Below are 17,196 nucleotides of genomic sequence, written 5' to 3'. Positions count from 1 at the left end.
TTTGAGGCGCCTTTTGGTAAGAGCCTATTTCCTCATCCTTGGCGTCGTAGCCAGCCAATTGCCGCGCCGAAAAGGCAGAGCGCCGACATGTAATAGAAGGGCGCCATGGGAAGGGCGCTCTCCCCGACCAGGAGGGCCATTAAAGGCGGAGTCGTTCCGCCGAGGACGGCGTAGGCCGTGTTGTAGGACAAAGCGAATCCCGTGAATCGCAGTTCGGGCGGGAAGCTGCGGATGATCAGATAGGGGGTGAGCGTGATCGTCCCGATCGCGAAACCGCCGATCGCGTAGAGATATAGCGCCCACGCATCGCCGTCGCCGAGGGAGAAACCGAGCGCTGCGACGACCGCCGCCATCGCAGCGCCGCCGATCGCATAGGCTTTCCCCCCGCCGATGATATCCGTGACGCGGCCCACGAAGACGCTGCCGAGGATCAGAAGCGATATGGACCAGCAGTTGGCGGTGAAGACATCCGCCGCCCGATAGTCGAATTGCGACTGCAGATAAGTCGGCAAATAGAGAAAATAGGTCACGAAGACGCCGGCGAAAACCCAGGTCGCGGCCATGGAGACGAGAACCTCGCTCTTGCAGCGCGCGAAGACGAGCGAGATCGGCAGTCGTGCGTCGGCTGCACGCCGCTCGCGCAGCGCCTCGAAGACCGGCGTCTCCCGTAAATGTTTCCTCAGATAGACGGAGATCAGGCCGAAGACGCCGCCGATGATGAAAGGAATGCGCCAGCCCCAGGCGACGAGATCGTCGGCGGCGAGGCTCGACGTCAGCACTTTGGCGGTGAGCGCGCCCATCAAAATGCCGCAGCAGAGACCGCCCATCAGCAGCCCGCAGGCGAAGCCCACGCGGGATTTGTGGACATGCTCGGCGCAGAAGATCCATGCGCCGGGCACTTCTCCGCCCACTGACAGCCCTTGCAGCAGCCGGCAGAACAGGAAAAGGAGGGGGGCAGCAAGGCCGATCGTCTCGTAATCGGGCGTCAGGCCGACGAGCAGCGTGGGAAAGGCCATCAGGAACAGACCGAGCGCGAACATTCTCTTGCGGCCGACGCGGTCGCCGAAATGCGCGAAGACGACGCCGCCGATCGGGCGCACGAGATAGCCGGCGGCGAATATGCCGAAGACCTGGAGTTGCGAGAGCCATTGCGGGCTGTCGTGCGGGAAGAAGACCGCGGCGAGGGTCTTGGCGAAAAAAACGCCGACGATGAAATCATAATATTCGAGCGCGCCGCCGAGAGAGGCGAGCGCCAGCGTCTTCGCCTCTTCGCGTGAGAGACCGCGCTGCGCTTCGATCTCGCCGGCCGCGGAAGGCCGGAATTGGACTGTCATGGGTCTGTTCCGATTAATCGAGGTCGCGTGCCGTGCTCAAAGGTTTCGTCGCCGTCACCAGCTTATCGACGCCCTCGCGATAATTCGATTGCACATCGGCGAAGCCGAGAGCGCGCATCGTCGACAGGGTTGCCGAAGAATACATGAGGCGATCGGCGGATTCGTCGCTGAACAAATGCACGATCCAATCCTCGAGGAGATCGTAGCGTTTCGCCTCGCCGAAGACCTTGAACCAGTGGCGGACGTCCGCCTGGGTGGAGGCGAGCTGAAGGTCGTGATCGTCCAGCGCGAAGCGATCGCCGTTGACGAACAGGCCGCCCGGCTCGAGGACCCGCAGGATCTGCGCGAAAACCTCGCGCCTGTAGCGATGATCGAAATTGTGGATGGCGTAATTGGAGGCGACGAGGTCGATGCTCGCGTCGGGCAGCGCTCTCAGATAGGCGAGCGCATCGCTCTCGATGAATTCGACGCGGCCGGCGCGCGCATAGGAGGCGAGATTTTCGCGCGCCTGATTCAGCATCGCCGGCGAGGCGTCGACAGCCCGAAGGCTCAGATCATCGCGCTGCGAGAGCAGCGAGCGCGTGCTGGTTCCTGTGCCGCAACCGATCTCCAGTCCCCGCAGGGCGACGCCGGGCCGCCAGGCCGCGACAGTCGCGCCGAGATTCTTCGTCACCGTCTCGATGTTGGGGCAGATGATCGGGAGGAAATCATATTCCTCGCCGATAAGGCCGGTAAACAGATTGTCGTCGCACGCCGGAGCCATGATCGTCGTCCCTTTTGCCCGTCTGCTTTTGCCGCAGACGCCTCCCGACGCCTTTTCCGACCCGATCGCGGTGAGCCAGGACGCTCGTTCGCGAGCCGTCTCGATATCGACTCTCCTTGCGAGGCGTCGACATTCTATTCATCGGTTGATAGGATCATCCTATGTTTATGCGCAGCCGTCAAGTTCTCGACAGCTCGCGACCGCCTCGTCATCGACTTGGGGAGGATCGGCGTCTTCTGATATGAGGTCGAATATGTCGTCCCCGGCCACGATTCCGCAGGCGCCTCGGCGTTCGCTCGTCGAGTCCACAATCGATCTGATCCGCGCTCAGATCGAAAGCGGCGCGTGGAAAGTCGGCGCGAAAATCCCAAACGAGCTGGAGCTCGCCGACATGCTCGATGTGGGCCGGAACACGGTGCGCGAGGCGATCCGCGTTCTCTCCCACGCGCAGGTTCTCGAAGTCCGCCAGGGCGACGGCACTTATGTGCGAACGAACGTGGACGCGGCCGAGACCATGCGCCGGATCGGCCGCTCCAGCCTGCGAGAGCATTATGAGCTGCGGGCGATGCTGGAAGCCGAGGCGGCTCGGCTCGCCGCGACGCACCGCTCGGAGGCCGACGTCGTATTCTTGAGAGAGCTGCTGAGCCGGCGCGGCGAACGCAGGGACCACGCAGCGCGCGAGGATTTCGTCGACGCCGACATAGAGTTCCACGGAGCCATCGCGCGCATGTCGGGCAATGCGGCGCTCGCCGAGCTCTATCGCTATTTCGCGGGCTCCGTGCGCGTCTATATGTCGGAGGCGTTGGGTGAAGGCGACCTGCCGAATCCAGGACTCGACGTCCATGCTGTCATCATCGACGCGATCGAGCGTCGCGACGGCGACGCGGCGGCCGCAGCGGCGCGCGCGGTTGCGGCTCCCGTGATCGCCGCGCTTTCGACGGGCGGGGCGGAGCCCTCGAAAGGGTGAGGGTGCTTCGGGACGAACGATAGATTGATGCTCGAGGCCGCTCCTGATTTCTTAACGGATCCAGATGCGGTTGAAATGCGCCTTGAAGGCTCGATCGACTGCAGCCTCTCTCGGAGTCCGCGATCATTCGACGACCACCGCGTAGCGGCGGCGGAACGACAAGCTGCCGATGGGGGGCCTGGCCGTCGACGATCAACTCTCTCGGAAAGGCTCCGCCGGAGCATAGGCGGCGAGAAAAACCCCGACTCCGGTAGTGATCGCGCGGTGGCGCTCGGTCGCCGACAATGCCGACTCGTCGCCGAGCATGGCGCGCAACTGAAGGTCGCCACGGATCAGGCCGATGAAATGCTTGGCGACGTCGCGGGGAGCGGACCGGCGGAGCGAGCCTGCAGCCATTGCGGTCTCGAACACCTCCGCCAGCCGCGCGATCAGCCTGTCCGGCCCGTTCTCGTAAAATAGCTTGCCGAGTTCGGGAAAGCGCCGGGCCTCGGCTGCGACGATCCGGTTCGCGGCCACCACGTCGGGCGACAGCAATAGATCGAGCACCGCGCCTGCGAGACGCTCCATTTTGCTTCTCAAATCCGCGGCGCCCGTCACCCCCGACACCAGGCCGGTTGAAAACCGGTCGCCAGCCGCCCAGATCACAGCCGTGAACAATTCATCCCGGCTGCCATAGTGCGCGTAGAGCGTCGCCTTGCTGACGCCGGCCTCCTGGGCGATCGCCTCCATCGACGTCTCGGCGAAGCCTCTGCTGAGAAACAGCCGGTGAGCCGCCTCGACGATGCGCTCGACCGTTCGCGGCCCTCTCGTCCTTACTTTCGGCCTGCCGGGCTCCGCCATTGCGGTCCTCATTCCTTATCCGTAACTGAACGATATCGTTCAATAGTTGACGGATGACTTGGTTATTGATAGCCTTTTGCAGTGGAAATACAAAACCCACCCGTTCATTTGAACGGGGCGCGATGTTTCGGGAGAGATGGTCGCGGCGCTGTGCGCGCCCGTCCAATCCCATCCCACAAAGGACGCCGTCGCCGTCAGGGTAGGCGAGAGGGGATCATTGACCAACATTGTCTGCGACAAGCTCGGCATTCGCTACCCGATTCTTCAAGGGCCAATGGCCTGGGCGTCGGACAGCAAGCTCGCCGCAAGCGTTTCCAACGCCGGCGGGCTGGGGATCATGGGGCTCGGCTTCTGCCCGCCGGCCGTCTTCGAGGCCGAGATCCGCGCGGCTCGGGCCCTGACGGACGCGCCCTTCGGCCTCAACATCATCACCTGCCTGCCCGACGCCGACAAGCTGCTGGAAATCACCCTGCGCCAAGGGATCAGGGTCGTCGAGATCGAGACGTTTCCCGCCTATTTCGACACGCTTCCGCGTTACGTCGAAGCGCTCAGGAGCCACGGCGCCGCGACGATCGGCAAGGCGTCCTCGGTGTCGGAGGCCAAAGTGTTCGAAGCGGCCGGGGTCGATTTCGTCTCGGTCAAGGGTTACGACGGCGGCGGTCACATCTTCGGCCTCACCGGCACATTCTCCCTGATACCCCAGGTAGCGGACGCCATTTCCATCCCCGTGATCAATTCGAGCGGCGTCGCCGATGGACGCGGAGTCGCCGCTTCGTTCATGCTCGGCGCGGCCGGCGTGGAGGTCGGAAGCCGCTTCCTGGTAGCCGAGGAATGTCCGATCCACGCCAACTATAAGAACGCCATCGTCGCCGCCGGGGAAGGCGACACCGTTCTGACCGGCGTCAGCGCCGGCGACGGGGTGCGCGGCATCCGCAACCGGCTGACGGATGAAATGCTGCGCCTCGAACGGGAACTGCCGCCCGAAGAGGCCGCGGAGCGCATCCGCGAGATCGGTCGTGGCGTCTTGCGCGGGGCGGCCGTCGACGGCGACGTCGAGAACGGCAGCCTTGTCGTCGGTCAGAATCTCGGGCTGCTCGACGCCATCTTGCCTGCGAGCGTCATCATGCAGGAATTGATCGCCGGCTATTCGAGGGTAGCGCCCTGAACAAGGGAGCTCGGCAGGCTCGACCAAGCCGCCTCACCAACGATAGAACATCGACCCGACGATCGAGCGCTCTGCGCCCCATTGGCAATTCGTCGTCGCTGTGCAGACGATATGCCGCCTGTCGAGCAAATTATTGATGTTCAATTGCAGCCTGAAGCGCTCGAGCTCCGGGATATGATTCGGCTCATAGTGCAAGGTGAGGTCGACCAGCGTGTAGCCCTTGTTCTGCACCATGTTGGCGGCGTCCGCATAGGTCGGACCTATGGCGCGCACGCCCGCGCCAAAACCGAAGCCTCTCGCAAGCCCGTCCTGAATCGAGTAGTCGCCCCAGATCGAGCCATAGTCTTTGGCGATATAGGCCGGGCGCCGGCCGACGAGGCTCACGCCTTGAGCGTTCGAATTGTCCTTGGTCACGCGCACCGGATTATGCGTGAAAGCGGCGATGATGTCGAAGCCGGGCGCCGGGTTCAGCGTTGCTTGAACCTCGAGACCGTTTGAATTCACCTCGCCCGTCTGCACTTTAAAGGTGGTCGCCGGCCGCGCCGGGTCCGCGGTCAGAACATTTTGCTGCGTCAAATCGAAATAGGCGATCGTGAACATGCCGGGAAAATCGAGAGGCTGATACTTGAGGCCGCCTTCGAACTGCTCGGCGAAAGTCGGCTTGAAAGGATTGCCGTTGAAATCCGCTCCCGCCGTCGGCAAGAACGCGCGCGAATAGCCGACATAGGGAGTGAGGCCAGAAGCGAAGAGATAGTTCAGACCGACGCGGTAGCTCGGCTCATTGTCAGTTTTGATGGCGACGGCGCTGGTACGATAATTAGTCGTCGTCGAGCGAGCGTCATCGTAGCGCGCTCCGACGGTCAGCACGAAATCGTCGAGCTTGATCTGGTCCTGGCCATAGAATCCGAGCTGGGTCGCGGTCTGATGCGCATAGCTGGTGACGCTCGTCGGCGGCGTCACGAACTGCCCGTAGACAGGAGAGAGCAAGGAGAGCGTCGGACCGACGCCGGCGCGCGTGCGCGTCGTGTAGGTCGTCGATTGATAATCGATGCCGACGATCGTCGTATGCGAGAGCGGACCAGTGGCGAATTTCGCCTCGGCGACATTGTCGAGCGCGAAGGAATAGATCTGTTCGTCGATCATCGACACATTGCGATTGAGGACGCCCGCAGCCGTCAGGCTCGAGACGGTCATATTATTGTATTTCAAGTCATGCGCGCCGTAGCGCAGGTTCTGCCGGAACGAGAGCGCGTCGTCGAACCTATGCTCGAAGCGATAGCCGACCGTTCCTTGCGTGAACTCGCTTTTGTTGAAGCTCGGATCGCCGGTCATGATCCGCGTATAGGTTTGATTGGCCAAGGTGAGAGTGAAGGGACCGGCAGTTCTGTTGTGCAGCCAGTCGCCCAGAATGGTGAGCTGCGTGTCTTCCGAAGGCCGCCATGTGAACGAGGGCGCGACATATTGGCGTATATCGGGAACCGCCTTGTCGCCGTCATATCGGAACTGCGTATCGCTGTCGCGCGCCATGCCAACAAGGCGATAGAGAAACCTCTTATCCTCGTCCAGGGGACCACTGAAATCCAGAGCTCCTTGCTTGCGGTCGAAGCTTCCGCCCTGCATGTAGACTTCGCCGCGCGCGTAATCCGTAGGCTTCTTCGTGACCTTGTCGATGACGCCGCCGGGTCCGCCTTGTCCGTAAAGCACCGAGGACGGCCCTTTCAGCACATCGATGCGCTCGAGACCATAGAACTCGGTGAGGAAGCGACCCCAGACGCCATTGGCCTCGCGCAGGCCGTCGCGATAAAGTCCGTTTGTAGTGGTTTCGAACCCGCGGATGTTCGGCGCGTCGAACAGCGGGCGCGGATCGGCGCCGTAAGGCTCTGCGAAGACGCCCGCCGTGTAGCGGAACGCCTCGCCCTCGCGCTGAACATTGCGCACATCCATCTGTCGGCGCGTGACGACCGAAATCGACTGCGGCACTTCGAGAATTGACGCATTGGTCTTGGCGCCGACGGAACTCCGGCTCGCGACATAGCCTTGCACGCTTGTCGCTGCGCCGCTCGGCGCTCCGCCGACTGTCACGGGACCACCGTTCGTCGTCGAGGAAGGGCTTTCCCTTCTCTGCGCGGCCTGCGATGGCGCGCGAACCGGACGCCGCTTCCCCGCTCGCGCAATGGCGCGGCTCGCAGCTCCGCTTTGCTGCATCTTTTGCTGCGGCGCGTCCACCCTCACGGCTGGCAAGACCGATGGCGCTGCTTCTTGCCCGAGGGCTGCCTCGTTCGAGAGTGTGGTCGTGGTCAGCAGCGAGGCGACGCCCCAGATCGCGTGACGAAGCAGAACAGACATCGGACAGGGCCTCCGGCCAAATTTTCGTCCGGCTCGCCAAACGCTTGGAGGCGTGGCTGCCGATCGGGACAGCCATGGTTACGCTTATGAACCTTACACCAATCTGCCAAGGTGAAGGCTTCGGAAAGTTTCCAGAATGAAGGGTCTCGGGTGGCGAAGCGAAAAGTGGCGCTCTAGTCTGCGCTTGGTTTCGAGTCCGAGTGGACTGCCGCCGGGCAGCGTGCGAATGCGAATTTTGATCGTCGAAGACGAGGCCGATATGGCGCGCCTCATCGGCAAGCGGCTGGAGAAGGCCGGATATGCTTGCGACCATGTCGGAAATCTCGCCGACGCTGTCGAGGCGCTGAGGCAATTTCCCTATCGACTGACGCTGCTCGATCGACGATTGCCGGATGGCGACGGCGTGGAGGCGCTCCCCGCCTTGCGCGAATTGCGGCCAGGCTTGCGGATCATGATGGTCACGGCGCTCGATGCGCCTCGCGAGCGCGTGGAAGGGCTGGACGCGGGAGCCGACGATTATCTCGTCAAGCCGTTCGATGGGGAAGAGCTGATGGCGCGCGTGCGGGCGCGTTTGAGGTCGCCGAGCGGCTCGAGGTTGCCGGAGGTCACGGCCGGCGCCTTGTCCTTCGATCCGAGCGACCAGCAGTTTCGCGTGGCCGAAAATCCGATGAAGCTCCACAAGCGAGAATTCGCCCTCCTCGAATCGCTCATCCTCCGCATCGACCGCGTGGTCGCTCGCTCGATCTTGATGGAAGAAGTATATGGTTTCGACGACATCGTGTCGCCGGGAGCGCTCGACACGCTGGTTTCCCGCCTGCGCAAGCGGCTCGAAAGCGCCGATGCGCGCGTCGAGATTCATCTCGTGCGGGGGCGCGGCTATCTTTTGAGCGAGGCCAGCGCATGATCCCGTTCCGCTCGGTCGCGGCGCGGCTCTCGGTCTATGTCGCGATCGCGCAGGTCGCCGGCTATGTCGTGACGCATGTCGGCGTTCATATTCTCGGCGCGTTCGGCGTGATTCCCGGTGGACCCGAATATTGGAACGACCTCGCCTTTCCGAAAATCCATGCGCTGGCGGCGGCGTCCGTCACGCGTGTGCCCGACGGAATTTTGCGTCTCGATCCGACGCCGGAATTGCGGGCGTCCATGGAGCTCATGCCGTCTCTTCGCATAGCGGTCATCGACCCGAGAACGGCGGCGGAATTGCCGGGATCGTCGCCGGAGCTCGTGTCGCGCATCAAGGCCAAGGACGGCGTCAGGCCGATCAGCCTGTCCTATCGGATCGATGGCGCGCCAGGAACTGATTTCAAAGGCGCCCTCGTTCTGACGAATACACGACATGGCTCCTTGGAGATCGCGACCTATGGATACGTATCGTCATGGCGCGATTTTCCATACTGGATGTATGTGGCCGGGCTGGGAGACATCAGATATCATCTCATCGAGATCATCGTCGTCGCGATCATCGGATGGGTGACGCTGAAGCGCGGACTCTCGTCCTTGGATGCGCTCGTCGGACAAGCCAAGCTGATCGATCTCGAGTCGCTCAACCGGCGCCTGTCGCTCTCCAAAACGCCATCCGAAATTCGGCCGCTCGTCGCCTCGCTGAACGAGGCGCTCGAACGCCTCGACGACGACATCAAGCGCCAGCGCCGCTTCCTCGCCAACGCCGCGCATGAATTGCGCACGCCGGTCGCTATTCTCACCGAACGGCTGAACCATCCCGAGGAGGCCGGGTTCATCGGCGACATGAAACGCGATGCAAGGCGGATTCGCTCGATAGTGGAACAGCTTCTAGCGTCTGCACGCTTGCAGGGCCGATCCGAGGCGGCGACCTCGGTCGATCTCGCCGAAGTCGCGCGGGCGGCCGTCGACGATTATGCGCTGCTGGCGCTCAAGAACCGGCGCCATCTCGCATTTGAGACGACGCCGGCGTCGGTCGTCGTCGTCGGAGATCGGCAGGCGCTGGAAAGCATCATCTGCAATCTCATCGACAATGCGCTGCGCGCCGAGCCGGAAGGAGGCACAGTGCTCGTGCGCGTCGACCGCGACGCTACAGTAACCGTGATCGATCATGGAGAAGGCGTGGCCGCGGCCGATCGCGAGCTGATCTTCGAGCCGTTCTGGCGCAAGACCGATGCAAAGCCCGGCGCCGGGCTCGGTCTCGCGATCGTCAAGGAACTGATGGAGGCGCATGACGGCGGCATCATCCTCGAGGCGACGCCCGACGGCGGCGCGACATTCAAATTGTCCTTTCCGGCGGCGGATATCGAGTAGGCCATTTCATTTGTTCGGCTAGGCGGGAGCGATCACCGTGCGCGGCGTTTCAACGTGGTCGTGACCTGTATGGCGCGGAGCCGAGCGTGGAAAATGGTGAAGTCTGTATGTTTTCCGCACTCACGCGGGCTCTATGATCGCGGTCGCTTGTGCTTTCGACGACGACAGCCTTGTTCCAAGGGTGGCGCCGCAGGCGCTTCACCAACGATAGCGCAACGTGGCCACGAGCTTGCGTCGCTCGCCATAGAAGCACTCCGGCGCGCTGTAATAGCAGGCGGCGACATAAGCGTTGTCGAGAAGGTTGGAGACGTTCAATGCGAGACGCCAATTGTCGCGCTCATATCCGATCATCGCGTCGAGCACCGCATAATCCGGGACCCGGTAGACAACGCCGGGGGCGGCGAGTGGCGGCGAGAAGCTCGGGCCGGTGTAGCGCAAGCCGGCGCCGAGGCTCAGCCCTTGCAGCAGCTCGGCTTCTCGCGCGGCGAAGTCCGGCCGATAATTGAACCAGACCGCGAAAGCGTTGCGGGCGACGCCCGGCATGGACTGCCCCTGCGTGCCGGTGGCGCTCTGCATGATCTTGTTCTCGGTGAAAGTGTAGGAGCCGATGAGATCGAGATTTCGATCGACCGTCGCCTTGCCTTCGAGCTCGAAGCCGCGCGAGCGCACCTCGCCGATCGATATCTGCGCCGACGGATTGATCAGACGATGGGAAGCGTCGGGGTCGGCGCTCGGGACATTCTGCTGCGTCAGCTGATAGGCGGCGAAGCTCAGCATATAGTCGGAGCCCGGCGGCTGGAGCTTGAAGCCGAGCTCATATTGCTCGCCCGTCTTCGCCTTCAGCAGCGCGCCTGTGTAGTCCATCGCCGTCTGCGGCTCGAAAGAGCTGGAGTAGCTCGCATAGGGCGAAACGCCTTCGTCGAAGAGATACATGAGCGCTGCGCGACCGGTGAAGGCGTCCTGATTGCTCGGCGTGATCGTGCCGGCGCGATAGGCGTAAGTGGTCTGCGTCGTCCAATCCTGACGACCGCCTCCGGTGATGAGCCAGCGCCCGTCGAGCTTGATCTGATCCTGGAAATAGACGCCGAGCTGATCATTCAGAATCAGACTGTCGATGTTCGGCGTCGAGTTGAGGACGACCGGCGAGCCATAGACGGGGTTGAACAGATCGAGCGCCGCGACCGTTCCGCGCCAGGTCTTGTAATTCCATCGATAGTTTTGATAATCCAGTCCGACGAGCGCCTTGTGCTCGAGCGGGCCCGTGTCGAAGCGCGCCTCGATCTGATTGTCGACGGTCCAGCTGCCGTAGGTATCGCGGCGGCTGTAGCCGAAGCGGTTGAGATAGCGCCCGTTCGCCTGTAGCGAACTGCCATAGGCCGAATCCCATTCGAGCGCCGATCCCCAACGATTGAAGTTCTGTCGTACCGTGAACATGTCGCTGAAGCGGTGCTCGAACTGATATCCGACCGCATAGACCTCGGTCGTGTATTTGTCGAAATTGGGCTCTCCCGTGAAGCCGTGCCGCGGCAAGACGCCGTTGAGGTTGTACGCGACGCTTCCGGCCGCCGGCAGGCCCCAATTGAACGCGGTGCGACTGTCCTGATAGCGCGCGAGAAGCGTCAGTGACGTGTCGGACGAGGGCTCGAATCGCAGAGCCGGCGCGATGTAGCGGCGATCGTCCGGAACATGGCTCACCATCGTGTCGCTGTCGCGGAAGAGGCCGGTCAGACGATAAGACCAGACGCCTGCGGGGTCGATCGCGCCGCGAAAGTCGCCGGATATCTGCTTGCGATCGAAGCTGCCGAGCTGCACTTCCAACTCGCGGAGCGGCTCCGTCGACGGACGCTTGGTCACGAGATTGATGAGCCCGCCGGGCGCGATCTGGCCATAGAGCACCGAGGCCGGGCCACGAATCACCTCGACGCGCTCCAATCCGTAAGGTTCGGAGGGCTCCGCGTAAGTGCCGCCGAGCTGCTTGAGTCCGTCGCGATAGATCGCCATAGGCGCGCTCGCGAGACCGGCGGCGAAGCCGCGCAGATTGAAGGAATCGTCGGTGAGATTGACGCCGCGCTCGCCGCCGACTCCGGTCGTGTAGCGCAAGGCGTCGTAGATCGTCGGCGAACCTTGGAGATCGAGCTGCTTGCGCGTGACGACCGTCACCGATTGCGGCGTCTCGAGCAGCGGCGTGCTCGTCTTGGTGGCGGCGGAGCCGCCTCTTGCGACAACAGCGGAATTATCGTCGGTCTTGCGCGTCTCACCCGTTGTTCGCTCGGCGCCGATATCGATCGCGTCCAGAGCGATCGGCTGCTCTTCCGCAAGGACCGGCGTGACGGAGAGAATACCGATCGGCAGACAAGCGATCGCGATGGATTCGAGACAGTGTCGACGCTCGAGCGCGCGGATGCGACGCGATGTGATTAGGGACATGGCGCAATACTCCCCCGAGATTGCGTGCGCGTCGAAGGCGAAGGCGCGAACGACGCCGATATGGCGGAGATCACGCTCTATCACGAGCGATGACGATCACGATCGAGGAATGCTTCCAAGCTATGAATCGAAAGGCCTATTACGGAACTCTTCCAAACAAGCTGCTTCGCACGATCATCGGTGGCGCAATCGTTGGAATTCTGCGCTAGGCTCACGATCATGGCGAAGCGCACAAGCGCGCGCTTCGTGTTTCGCCCGACTATCGAAAACGTGTCGCCTTCGTTCACGAAAGGCGAAGCACGAATCGAAGGAGTGAGCGCGTCTTGTCGAGATTGCTTCATCGCGTGGCGGCAAAGCGCCGGTTCGAGATTTTTTCTCGAACTGTTGCGGCGGTCGTCGGCGGCTATGCGTTCGCCTCGCTGTTCGTCGTCGCTGTCTCCATTTCCTCCCGAGACGCCCGCGCCGACGCCGTGCTCACAGGCATGATGACGAGCTTCGTCGTCTATGTCGGCGCGTTCCTCTGGTGTTTTTCGGCGTCGAGCGCGCTTCGCGCATGGCTCGGGCTTCTGCTCTGCGCGCTTCCGTTCGCCGCGGCGGCGCTCTCAGCGTCGCGGAGCGTGTGGTGAACGGATCGTTCTTTCGTTCGATGCTGTGGCTGCACGGCTGGGCCGGCCTGCTGGCGGGCTGGCTTCTCTATGCGATTTTTCTCACCGGTAGCGCGACCTACTTCCGCTCCGAGATTTCGCATTGGATGAGGCCGGAGCTCGGCTTCACCGCCGATGCGAAGGATGATGCGCAAATCGCCGATGCAGCCTTGCGCCGTCTTCGAGCGATCGGCGGCGACGCCGAGCGATGGCGCGTGACCTTGCCGAATGCGCGCGAGCCGGCGACGGAGATTCATCTCTGGCGCAAATCCGGAAAGGAGCCGAGCTTCGTTCACGAATGGCTCGATCCTGCGACCGGCGCGCCCTCTCCGGCGCGCGCGACGCTCGGCGGCGACTTTCTCTATTATTTCCACTTCGATCTTCGGATGCCGTCGATCTGGGGACGATTGCTCGTCGGCTTCGCGGCGATCGTGATGCTGGTCGCGCTCGTCAGCGGCGTCGTCGCGCATAAGCGAATATTCGCCGACTTTTTCACCTTTCGGCCCGATGCGACGCGTCAGCGCGCCTGGCTCGACGGCCATAATATCGCCGGCGTGCTGGCCTTGCCCTTCCATCTCGTCATCACCTATACGGGATTGGTCACTTTGATGTTCCTCTATATGCCCTGGGGAATCCACATCGCTTATCAGGGACGCGCGCAGGCGTTGCTCGCCGAAGCCGGTGTCGTCGCTCCGACGCCGGCTGTCTCGGACCCTGCGCCTCTCGCGCCCATCGCGCTGCCGCTCGCGGAAGCGCGGCGGCGTTGGGAGGGCGGTCGCGCCGGAGTGATCGATATCTATCGGCCGGGCGAGATCGGAACGCTCATCGAGCTGACACGCGACGCGTCGGAAACATTGGCCTATCGCTATGACAAGCTGCGCTTCATCGGACCGGATGGGAGATCGATTCCGCAGTCGCCGCCTTCGTCGGTCGTCGCCACTCAGATGACGATGTATGGTCTGCATGTCGGTCGCTTCGCCGATGCGGCTCTGCGGGCGGGCCTGTTCGTTTGCGGGTCGACAGCGACAGCGACGATCGGAACAGGTCTCGTGTTGTGGTCGGTCAGCGCGCGCCGACGCGATACGTCGCGCATCGGAATGTTTCTCGTCGAGAGGCTGAATCTCGGCGTGATCGTCGGATTGCCGATTGCAGTGGCGGCGTATTTCTGGGCGAACAGGCTGTTTCCTTCCGCCTCCCCTGATCGCCTGCTGGGCGAGCCTATGATGTTTTTTTCCACATGGATCGCCGTGTTCCTCGTCTCCCTTCTCCCGTGGCGCCGCGCGCCCTGGGCGCCGATGCTGGTCGTCGCCGCCGGCGCCTTCGCCGCTTTGCCGATCGCCGACGCGGCGGCCTATCGCAGCGGCGAGATCGCATCCTACGATCGAGTCTTTCTGGGATTCGACGTCACCATGGCGGCAATCGGATGCGCATTCGCAGCGATCGCGACAAAGCTGCGCGAAGAGCGCCCGAGCGCGAAAATCATCGATCAGACGCCTAAGAGAGAGTTCGTCCCATGACTCCGAGTGTTTTCGTTCTCGGCTATTGCGGCTCTTTCGCCGCGGCGCTGGCGATGGACCGTCACCACCGGCAGGTGTTCGGACGGCGCGCCAGCACGACGGACAAGATCGCGGCGCGATGTGTGAGCGGCGCGCTGTTCGTCTGTGTTTTCGCCTTGGCGACATTGTCGCGGAGCGCCTCGATCGGCGTCGTCGCATTCGTCATCGCAGCCTCCCTCGGAGCGCTGCTGACGGCCGTTCTGCTCGCCTATGCTCCCCGATTTGCGGCGGCCGTAGCCTCGTTGGCGGGTCCGATCGCAATTCTCGAGATGATCTTCGACACAGCGTGAGGTCGATGCAATCGTCGAGTGCGACGATGATTCCCTACCGCAGACATGGTCGCCTAACTTGGTCGCACGTGTGTGTTCCTCTCGTCGGCGCGTTCGTGCGGCCTTCCAGATAGCAACCGATGAAGGCGACAAAAGCGTTTTCTCTATTGCAGAACGGCAATATGAAGGAGGGAAAAGGGACACTGTTCTGGCAGCCGCTGCATGACGCCCGGCCCGGGAATGGCGCCTTTCGGCGTAACCAGACGCTGGGCCTATCGGCGCGATAGGGCTGCGATGGGTCACGTCCGGCCAATCGGGCGGCGTCGGCGCGGCGCCCCCGCCGGCCTATATGTAGTGGGTGTCCATCTTAACCGGACAGGGGCTGATCGATCGACAGCTGCAAAATGTTCTTTTTTTGTTCTCACTCTTGCGCTAGGCTGAGGTCTCTGTTCGATTCGGCATGGCGCATGGCGACACTTATCATCACGGAAAAATCCAGCCAGGCGAAGGACCTGCGCGCGGCGCTCGGCACCCGCTATGGGCAGATTCTGCCGGCCGAAGGCCATCTGCTTCGTCTCGCCGAGCCCGACGAAATCAATCCCGCCTGGAAGAGTTGGTCCTGCGTCGTCCTGAAGCCTGACGGGCTCTATCCGACCCGCGCCGCCGCGCAGGGCAACAAGCCGGCGAAGCTCGCGGCCATCGCGACGGCGCTCTCCGCATGTGACGATGTGATATTGGCGACCGACTGCGACCGCGAGGGCCAGCTGATCGGCCAGGAAATCCTCGATCATCTCGGCTATCGCGGGCGCGTGCGGCGAGCCCTGTTCACCGCCCAGGACCCGAAGACGCTCCAGCAGGCTTTCGCCCGGCTGAAGCCCAACGCCGAGATGCGTCCGCTCTATGAGGCGGCGGTGGCGCGCCAGCAGGCCGACCAGATCTTCAATCTGTCGCTGACGCGAACCGCGACGAAGACCTTGCTCGCGCCCGGCGTGCGGGGCGTGATCGGGATCGGCCGGGTGAAGACGCCGACTCTGGCGATCGTCTGCCTGCGCGAATTGGAAATCCGCAATTTCCGGCCCGAGGATTATTTCGAGATCGTCGCCACGGCGACCGTCGAGGGCGGCGCCTTTCTGATGCGTCACGCGCCGCCGCCCAAGATGCGGATCAAGAAGCGCGCCGAGGCCGAGACGATCGCCGCGGCCGCCGGCGGCCATCGGGGGCCCCTCGGCGTCACGGTCGACGACAAGCGTCAGGTGCCGCCGCGTCTCTTCGATCTCCCGTCCTTGCAGAAGACCTGCGGCCAGCGCTGGGGCTGGACGGCGGACAAGACTTTGTCGGTCGCGCAAGAACTCTATGACGGCGAAGGCAAGAAGCTGATCACCTATCCGCGCGCGGAGGCGCGCTACCTCACCGAAAATCAGATCGGCGACATCCCGGCCATCGTCGCCGCTCTGACGCGCCTGCGCGGCTTCGCCCCGCTCGACATCGCCTCACCGGTGATCCGGCGCGGAAAATCCGGCCATTTCTGCGACAAGGCGCTGGAGGGCGTGTCGCATCATGCGATCGCGCCGAATGTCAATGTTCTCGACGATCTCGAAACGCGGTTGACGCGGCTCGACGACGACGAGAAGCGGCTGTTCGCGCTCATCTGCCGTTCCTATCTCGCCGCGGTGATGCCGGACTACGAATATCGGCAGACCGTGGTCACAATGGCGGTTCCCATTCCCGGCCGAGCCGCAGCAGAATTCCGCGCCGCGGGGCGGATTCCGCTGCGGCTCGGTTGGAAGGCCGTCTATCAGGCGAATGAGCCGGACGCCGAGACCGAAGCGGAGCAGACGCTGCCCGCGCTCCGCGACGGCGAAAGCGCGGTTCTGTCCGACGCGCGAGTTGAAGCGAAGCGAACGCAGCCGCCGCCGCGCTACAACGAAGGCACGCTCGTGGATGCGATGCAGAATGCGTGGCGCTTCGTCGAGGACGCCGCGCTTCGCGACCGGCTGAAGGAAGCCAAGGGCATCGGCACGCCGGCGACCCGGGCGGAAATCATCAAAGGATTGAAACGGCAGAATTTGCTGACGGCGGATGGCAAGCTCGTCGTGCCGACCCCGGCCGGCTTGCAGCTGTTCGAGCTGTTGCGCGGCGCCGCGCCGGCGCTCGTCGATCCCGCCACCACCGCTCTCTGGGAGATGCGCCTCGACGAGGTCCTCGTCGGCAAGGCCGACTATCATGCGGTGATCGACGGCGTCGCCACCGCCGCTCGCGAGCTGATCGAGGCGCTGGTCGAAAAATCGATCGGCAAGGTCGAGCTGGCGACCTCCGCGCCGGCGCGTCGACGCCGGGGCGGTCGTGCCGACGGCGCCGCCGCGGCGAAGACCGCCGGCTCGGCTCCGCGTCGTCGTGGATCGAAGGCGCAGCGCGCGCCGAAGGCGAAACCGACCGAGAGGGACAGCAATGAGCACGCCGGTCGTTCGAAAGCGCCGACCGACAAGATGGTCGCCTATGCGGAAAATCTCTCGCGCGCCAAGAAAGTGAAATTGCCCGACCTCTATCGACAGGACTTCGACGCCTGCCGCAAGTTCCTCGACGAGCATGCGAGATAGCGTATTGCCGCCTA

At 63.2% G+C, this 17,196-nt stretch carries 13 protein-coding genes; 8 read left to right on the top strand and 5 right to left on the bottom strand.

All coding sequences use genetic code 11. From position 1 onward, the window contains the following. Positions 1-32 precede the first annotated feature (32 nt). A complete protein-coding gene (locus tag K3F48_RS10180; protein ID WP_222575318.1) occupies positions 33-1,334 on the bottom strand; it encodes an MFS transporter in 1,302 nt (433 codons plus the stop codon). A 13-nt stretch (positions 1,335-1,347) separates the two neighbouring features. Then, positions 1,348-2,097, bottom strand: coding sequence for a class I SAM-dependent methyltransferase (locus K3F48_RS10175; protein WP_222575317.1), 750 nt, complete (start codon positions 2,095-2,097; stop codon positions 1,348-1,350). Positions 2,098-2,350: 253 nt separating this feature from the next. Between K3F48_RS10175 and K3F48_RS10170 the strand changes: the two genes are divergently transcribed. Further along, positions 2,351-3,064 carry a FadR/GntR family transcriptional regulator gene (locus K3F48_RS10170; RefSeq protein ID WP_222575316.1) on the top strand — a complete coding sequence of 238 codons (714 nt, stop codon included), beginning with the start codon at positions 2,351-2,353 and terminating at the stop codon, positions 3,062-3,064. Between the two features lie 192 nt (positions 3,065-3,256). Here K3F48_RS10170 and K3F48_RS10165 read toward each other — a convergent pair whose 3' ends face one another. Continuing rightward, positions 3,257-3,904, bottom strand: coding sequence for a TetR/AcrR family transcriptional regulator (locus K3F48_RS10165; protein ID WP_222575315.1), 648 nt, complete (start codon positions 3,902-3,904; stop codon positions 3,257-3,259). Positions 3,905-4,121: 217 nt separating this feature from the next. Between K3F48_RS10165 and K3F48_RS10160 the strand changes: the two genes are divergently transcribed. Then, a complete protein-coding gene (locus tag K3F48_RS10160; protein WP_222575314.1) occupies positions 4,122-5,069 on the top strand; it encodes a nitronate monooxygenase family protein in 948 nt (315 codons plus the stop codon). Positions 5,070-5,102: 33 nt separating this feature from the next. On the opposite strand, the gene K3F48_RS10155 is transcribed toward K3F48_RS10160, so the two are convergent. Then, the gene (locus K3F48_RS10155) at positions 5,103-7,151 is read right to left on the bottom strand and encodes a TonB-dependent siderophore receptor (protein WP_222575313.1); all 2,049 of its coding nucleotides are present in this window, start codon (positions 7,149-7,151) and stop codon (positions 5,103-5,105) included. 490 nt (positions 7,152-7,641) lie between these two features. Here K3F48_RS10155 and K3F48_RS10150 point away from each other — a divergent pair, with 490 nt between their 5' ends. Both K3F48_RS10150 and K3F48_RS10145 read left to right on the top strand, forming a co-directional pair. Continuing rightward, complete coding sequence (locus K3F48_RS10150; protein ID WP_142864286.1) at positions 7,642-8,319, top strand: response regulator transcription factor; 678 nt, start codon at positions 7,642-7,644, stop codon at positions 8,317-8,319. Further along, positions 8,316-9,689, top strand: a complete 1,374-nt coding sequence (locus K3F48_RS10145; RefSeq protein WP_222575312.1) for a HAMP domain-containing sensor histidine kinase — start codon at positions 8,316-8,318, stop codon at positions 9,687-9,689. Before K3F48_RS10150 ends, K3F48_RS10145 begins: the two co-directional genes overlap by 4 nt. Before the next feature lie 198 nt (positions 9,690-9,887). Here K3F48_RS10145 and K3F48_RS10140 read toward each other — a convergent pair whose 3' ends face one another. Continuing rightward, complete coding sequence (locus tag K3F48_RS10140) at positions 9,888-12,116, bottom strand: TonB-dependent siderophore receptor (protein ID WP_222575311.1); 2,229 nt, start codon at positions 12,114-12,116, stop codon at positions 9,888-9,890. 323 nt (positions 12,117-12,439) lie between these two features. Between K3F48_RS10140 and K3F48_RS10135 the strand changes: the two genes are divergently transcribed. The 4 genes from K3F48_RS10135 to K3F48_RS10120 all read left to right on the top strand — a co-directional run bounded on the left by K3F48_RS10135 (position 12,440) and on the right by K3F48_RS10120 (position 17,182). Continuing rightward, entirely contained in the window at positions 12,440-12,742 is a 303-nt protein-coding gene (locus tag K3F48_RS10135; protein WP_255608814.1) for a DUF3649 domain-containing protein, read from the top strand. Continuing rightward, the gene (locus K3F48_RS10130; protein ID WP_222575310.1) at positions 12,739-14,277 is read left to right on the top strand and encodes a PepSY-associated TM helix domain-containing protein; all 1,539 of its coding nucleotides are present in this window, start codon (positions 12,739-12,741) and stop codon (positions 14,275-14,277) included. Before K3F48_RS10135 ends, K3F48_RS10130 begins: the two co-directional genes overlap by 4 nt. Further along, the gene (locus tag K3F48_RS10125; protein ID WP_222575309.1) at positions 14,274-14,606 is read left to right on the top strand and encodes a DUF3325 domain-containing protein; all 333 of its coding nucleotides are present in this window, start codon (positions 14,274-14,276) and stop codon (positions 14,604-14,606) included. The genes K3F48_RS10130 and K3F48_RS10125 overlap by 4 nt, the downstream gene beginning before the upstream one ends. Positions 14,607-15,052: 446 nt before the next feature. Further along, the gene (locus K3F48_RS10120) at positions 15,053-17,182 is read left to right on the top strand and encodes a DNA topoisomerase (protein WP_222575308.1); all 2,130 of its coding nucleotides are present in this window, start codon (positions 15,053-15,055) and stop codon (positions 17,180-17,182) included. Positions 17,183-17,196 lie beyond the last annotated feature (14 nt).

The sequence above is a fragment of the Methylosinus sp. Sm6 genome, from assembly GCF_019802345.1.
Taxonomy (GTDB): domain Bacteria; phylum Pseudomonadota; class Alphaproteobacteria; order Rhizobiales; family Beijerinckiaceae; genus Methylosinus.
Note: the sequence above shows the minus strand (reverse complement) of the source record. Positions and strands in the feature narration are given on the sequence as shown.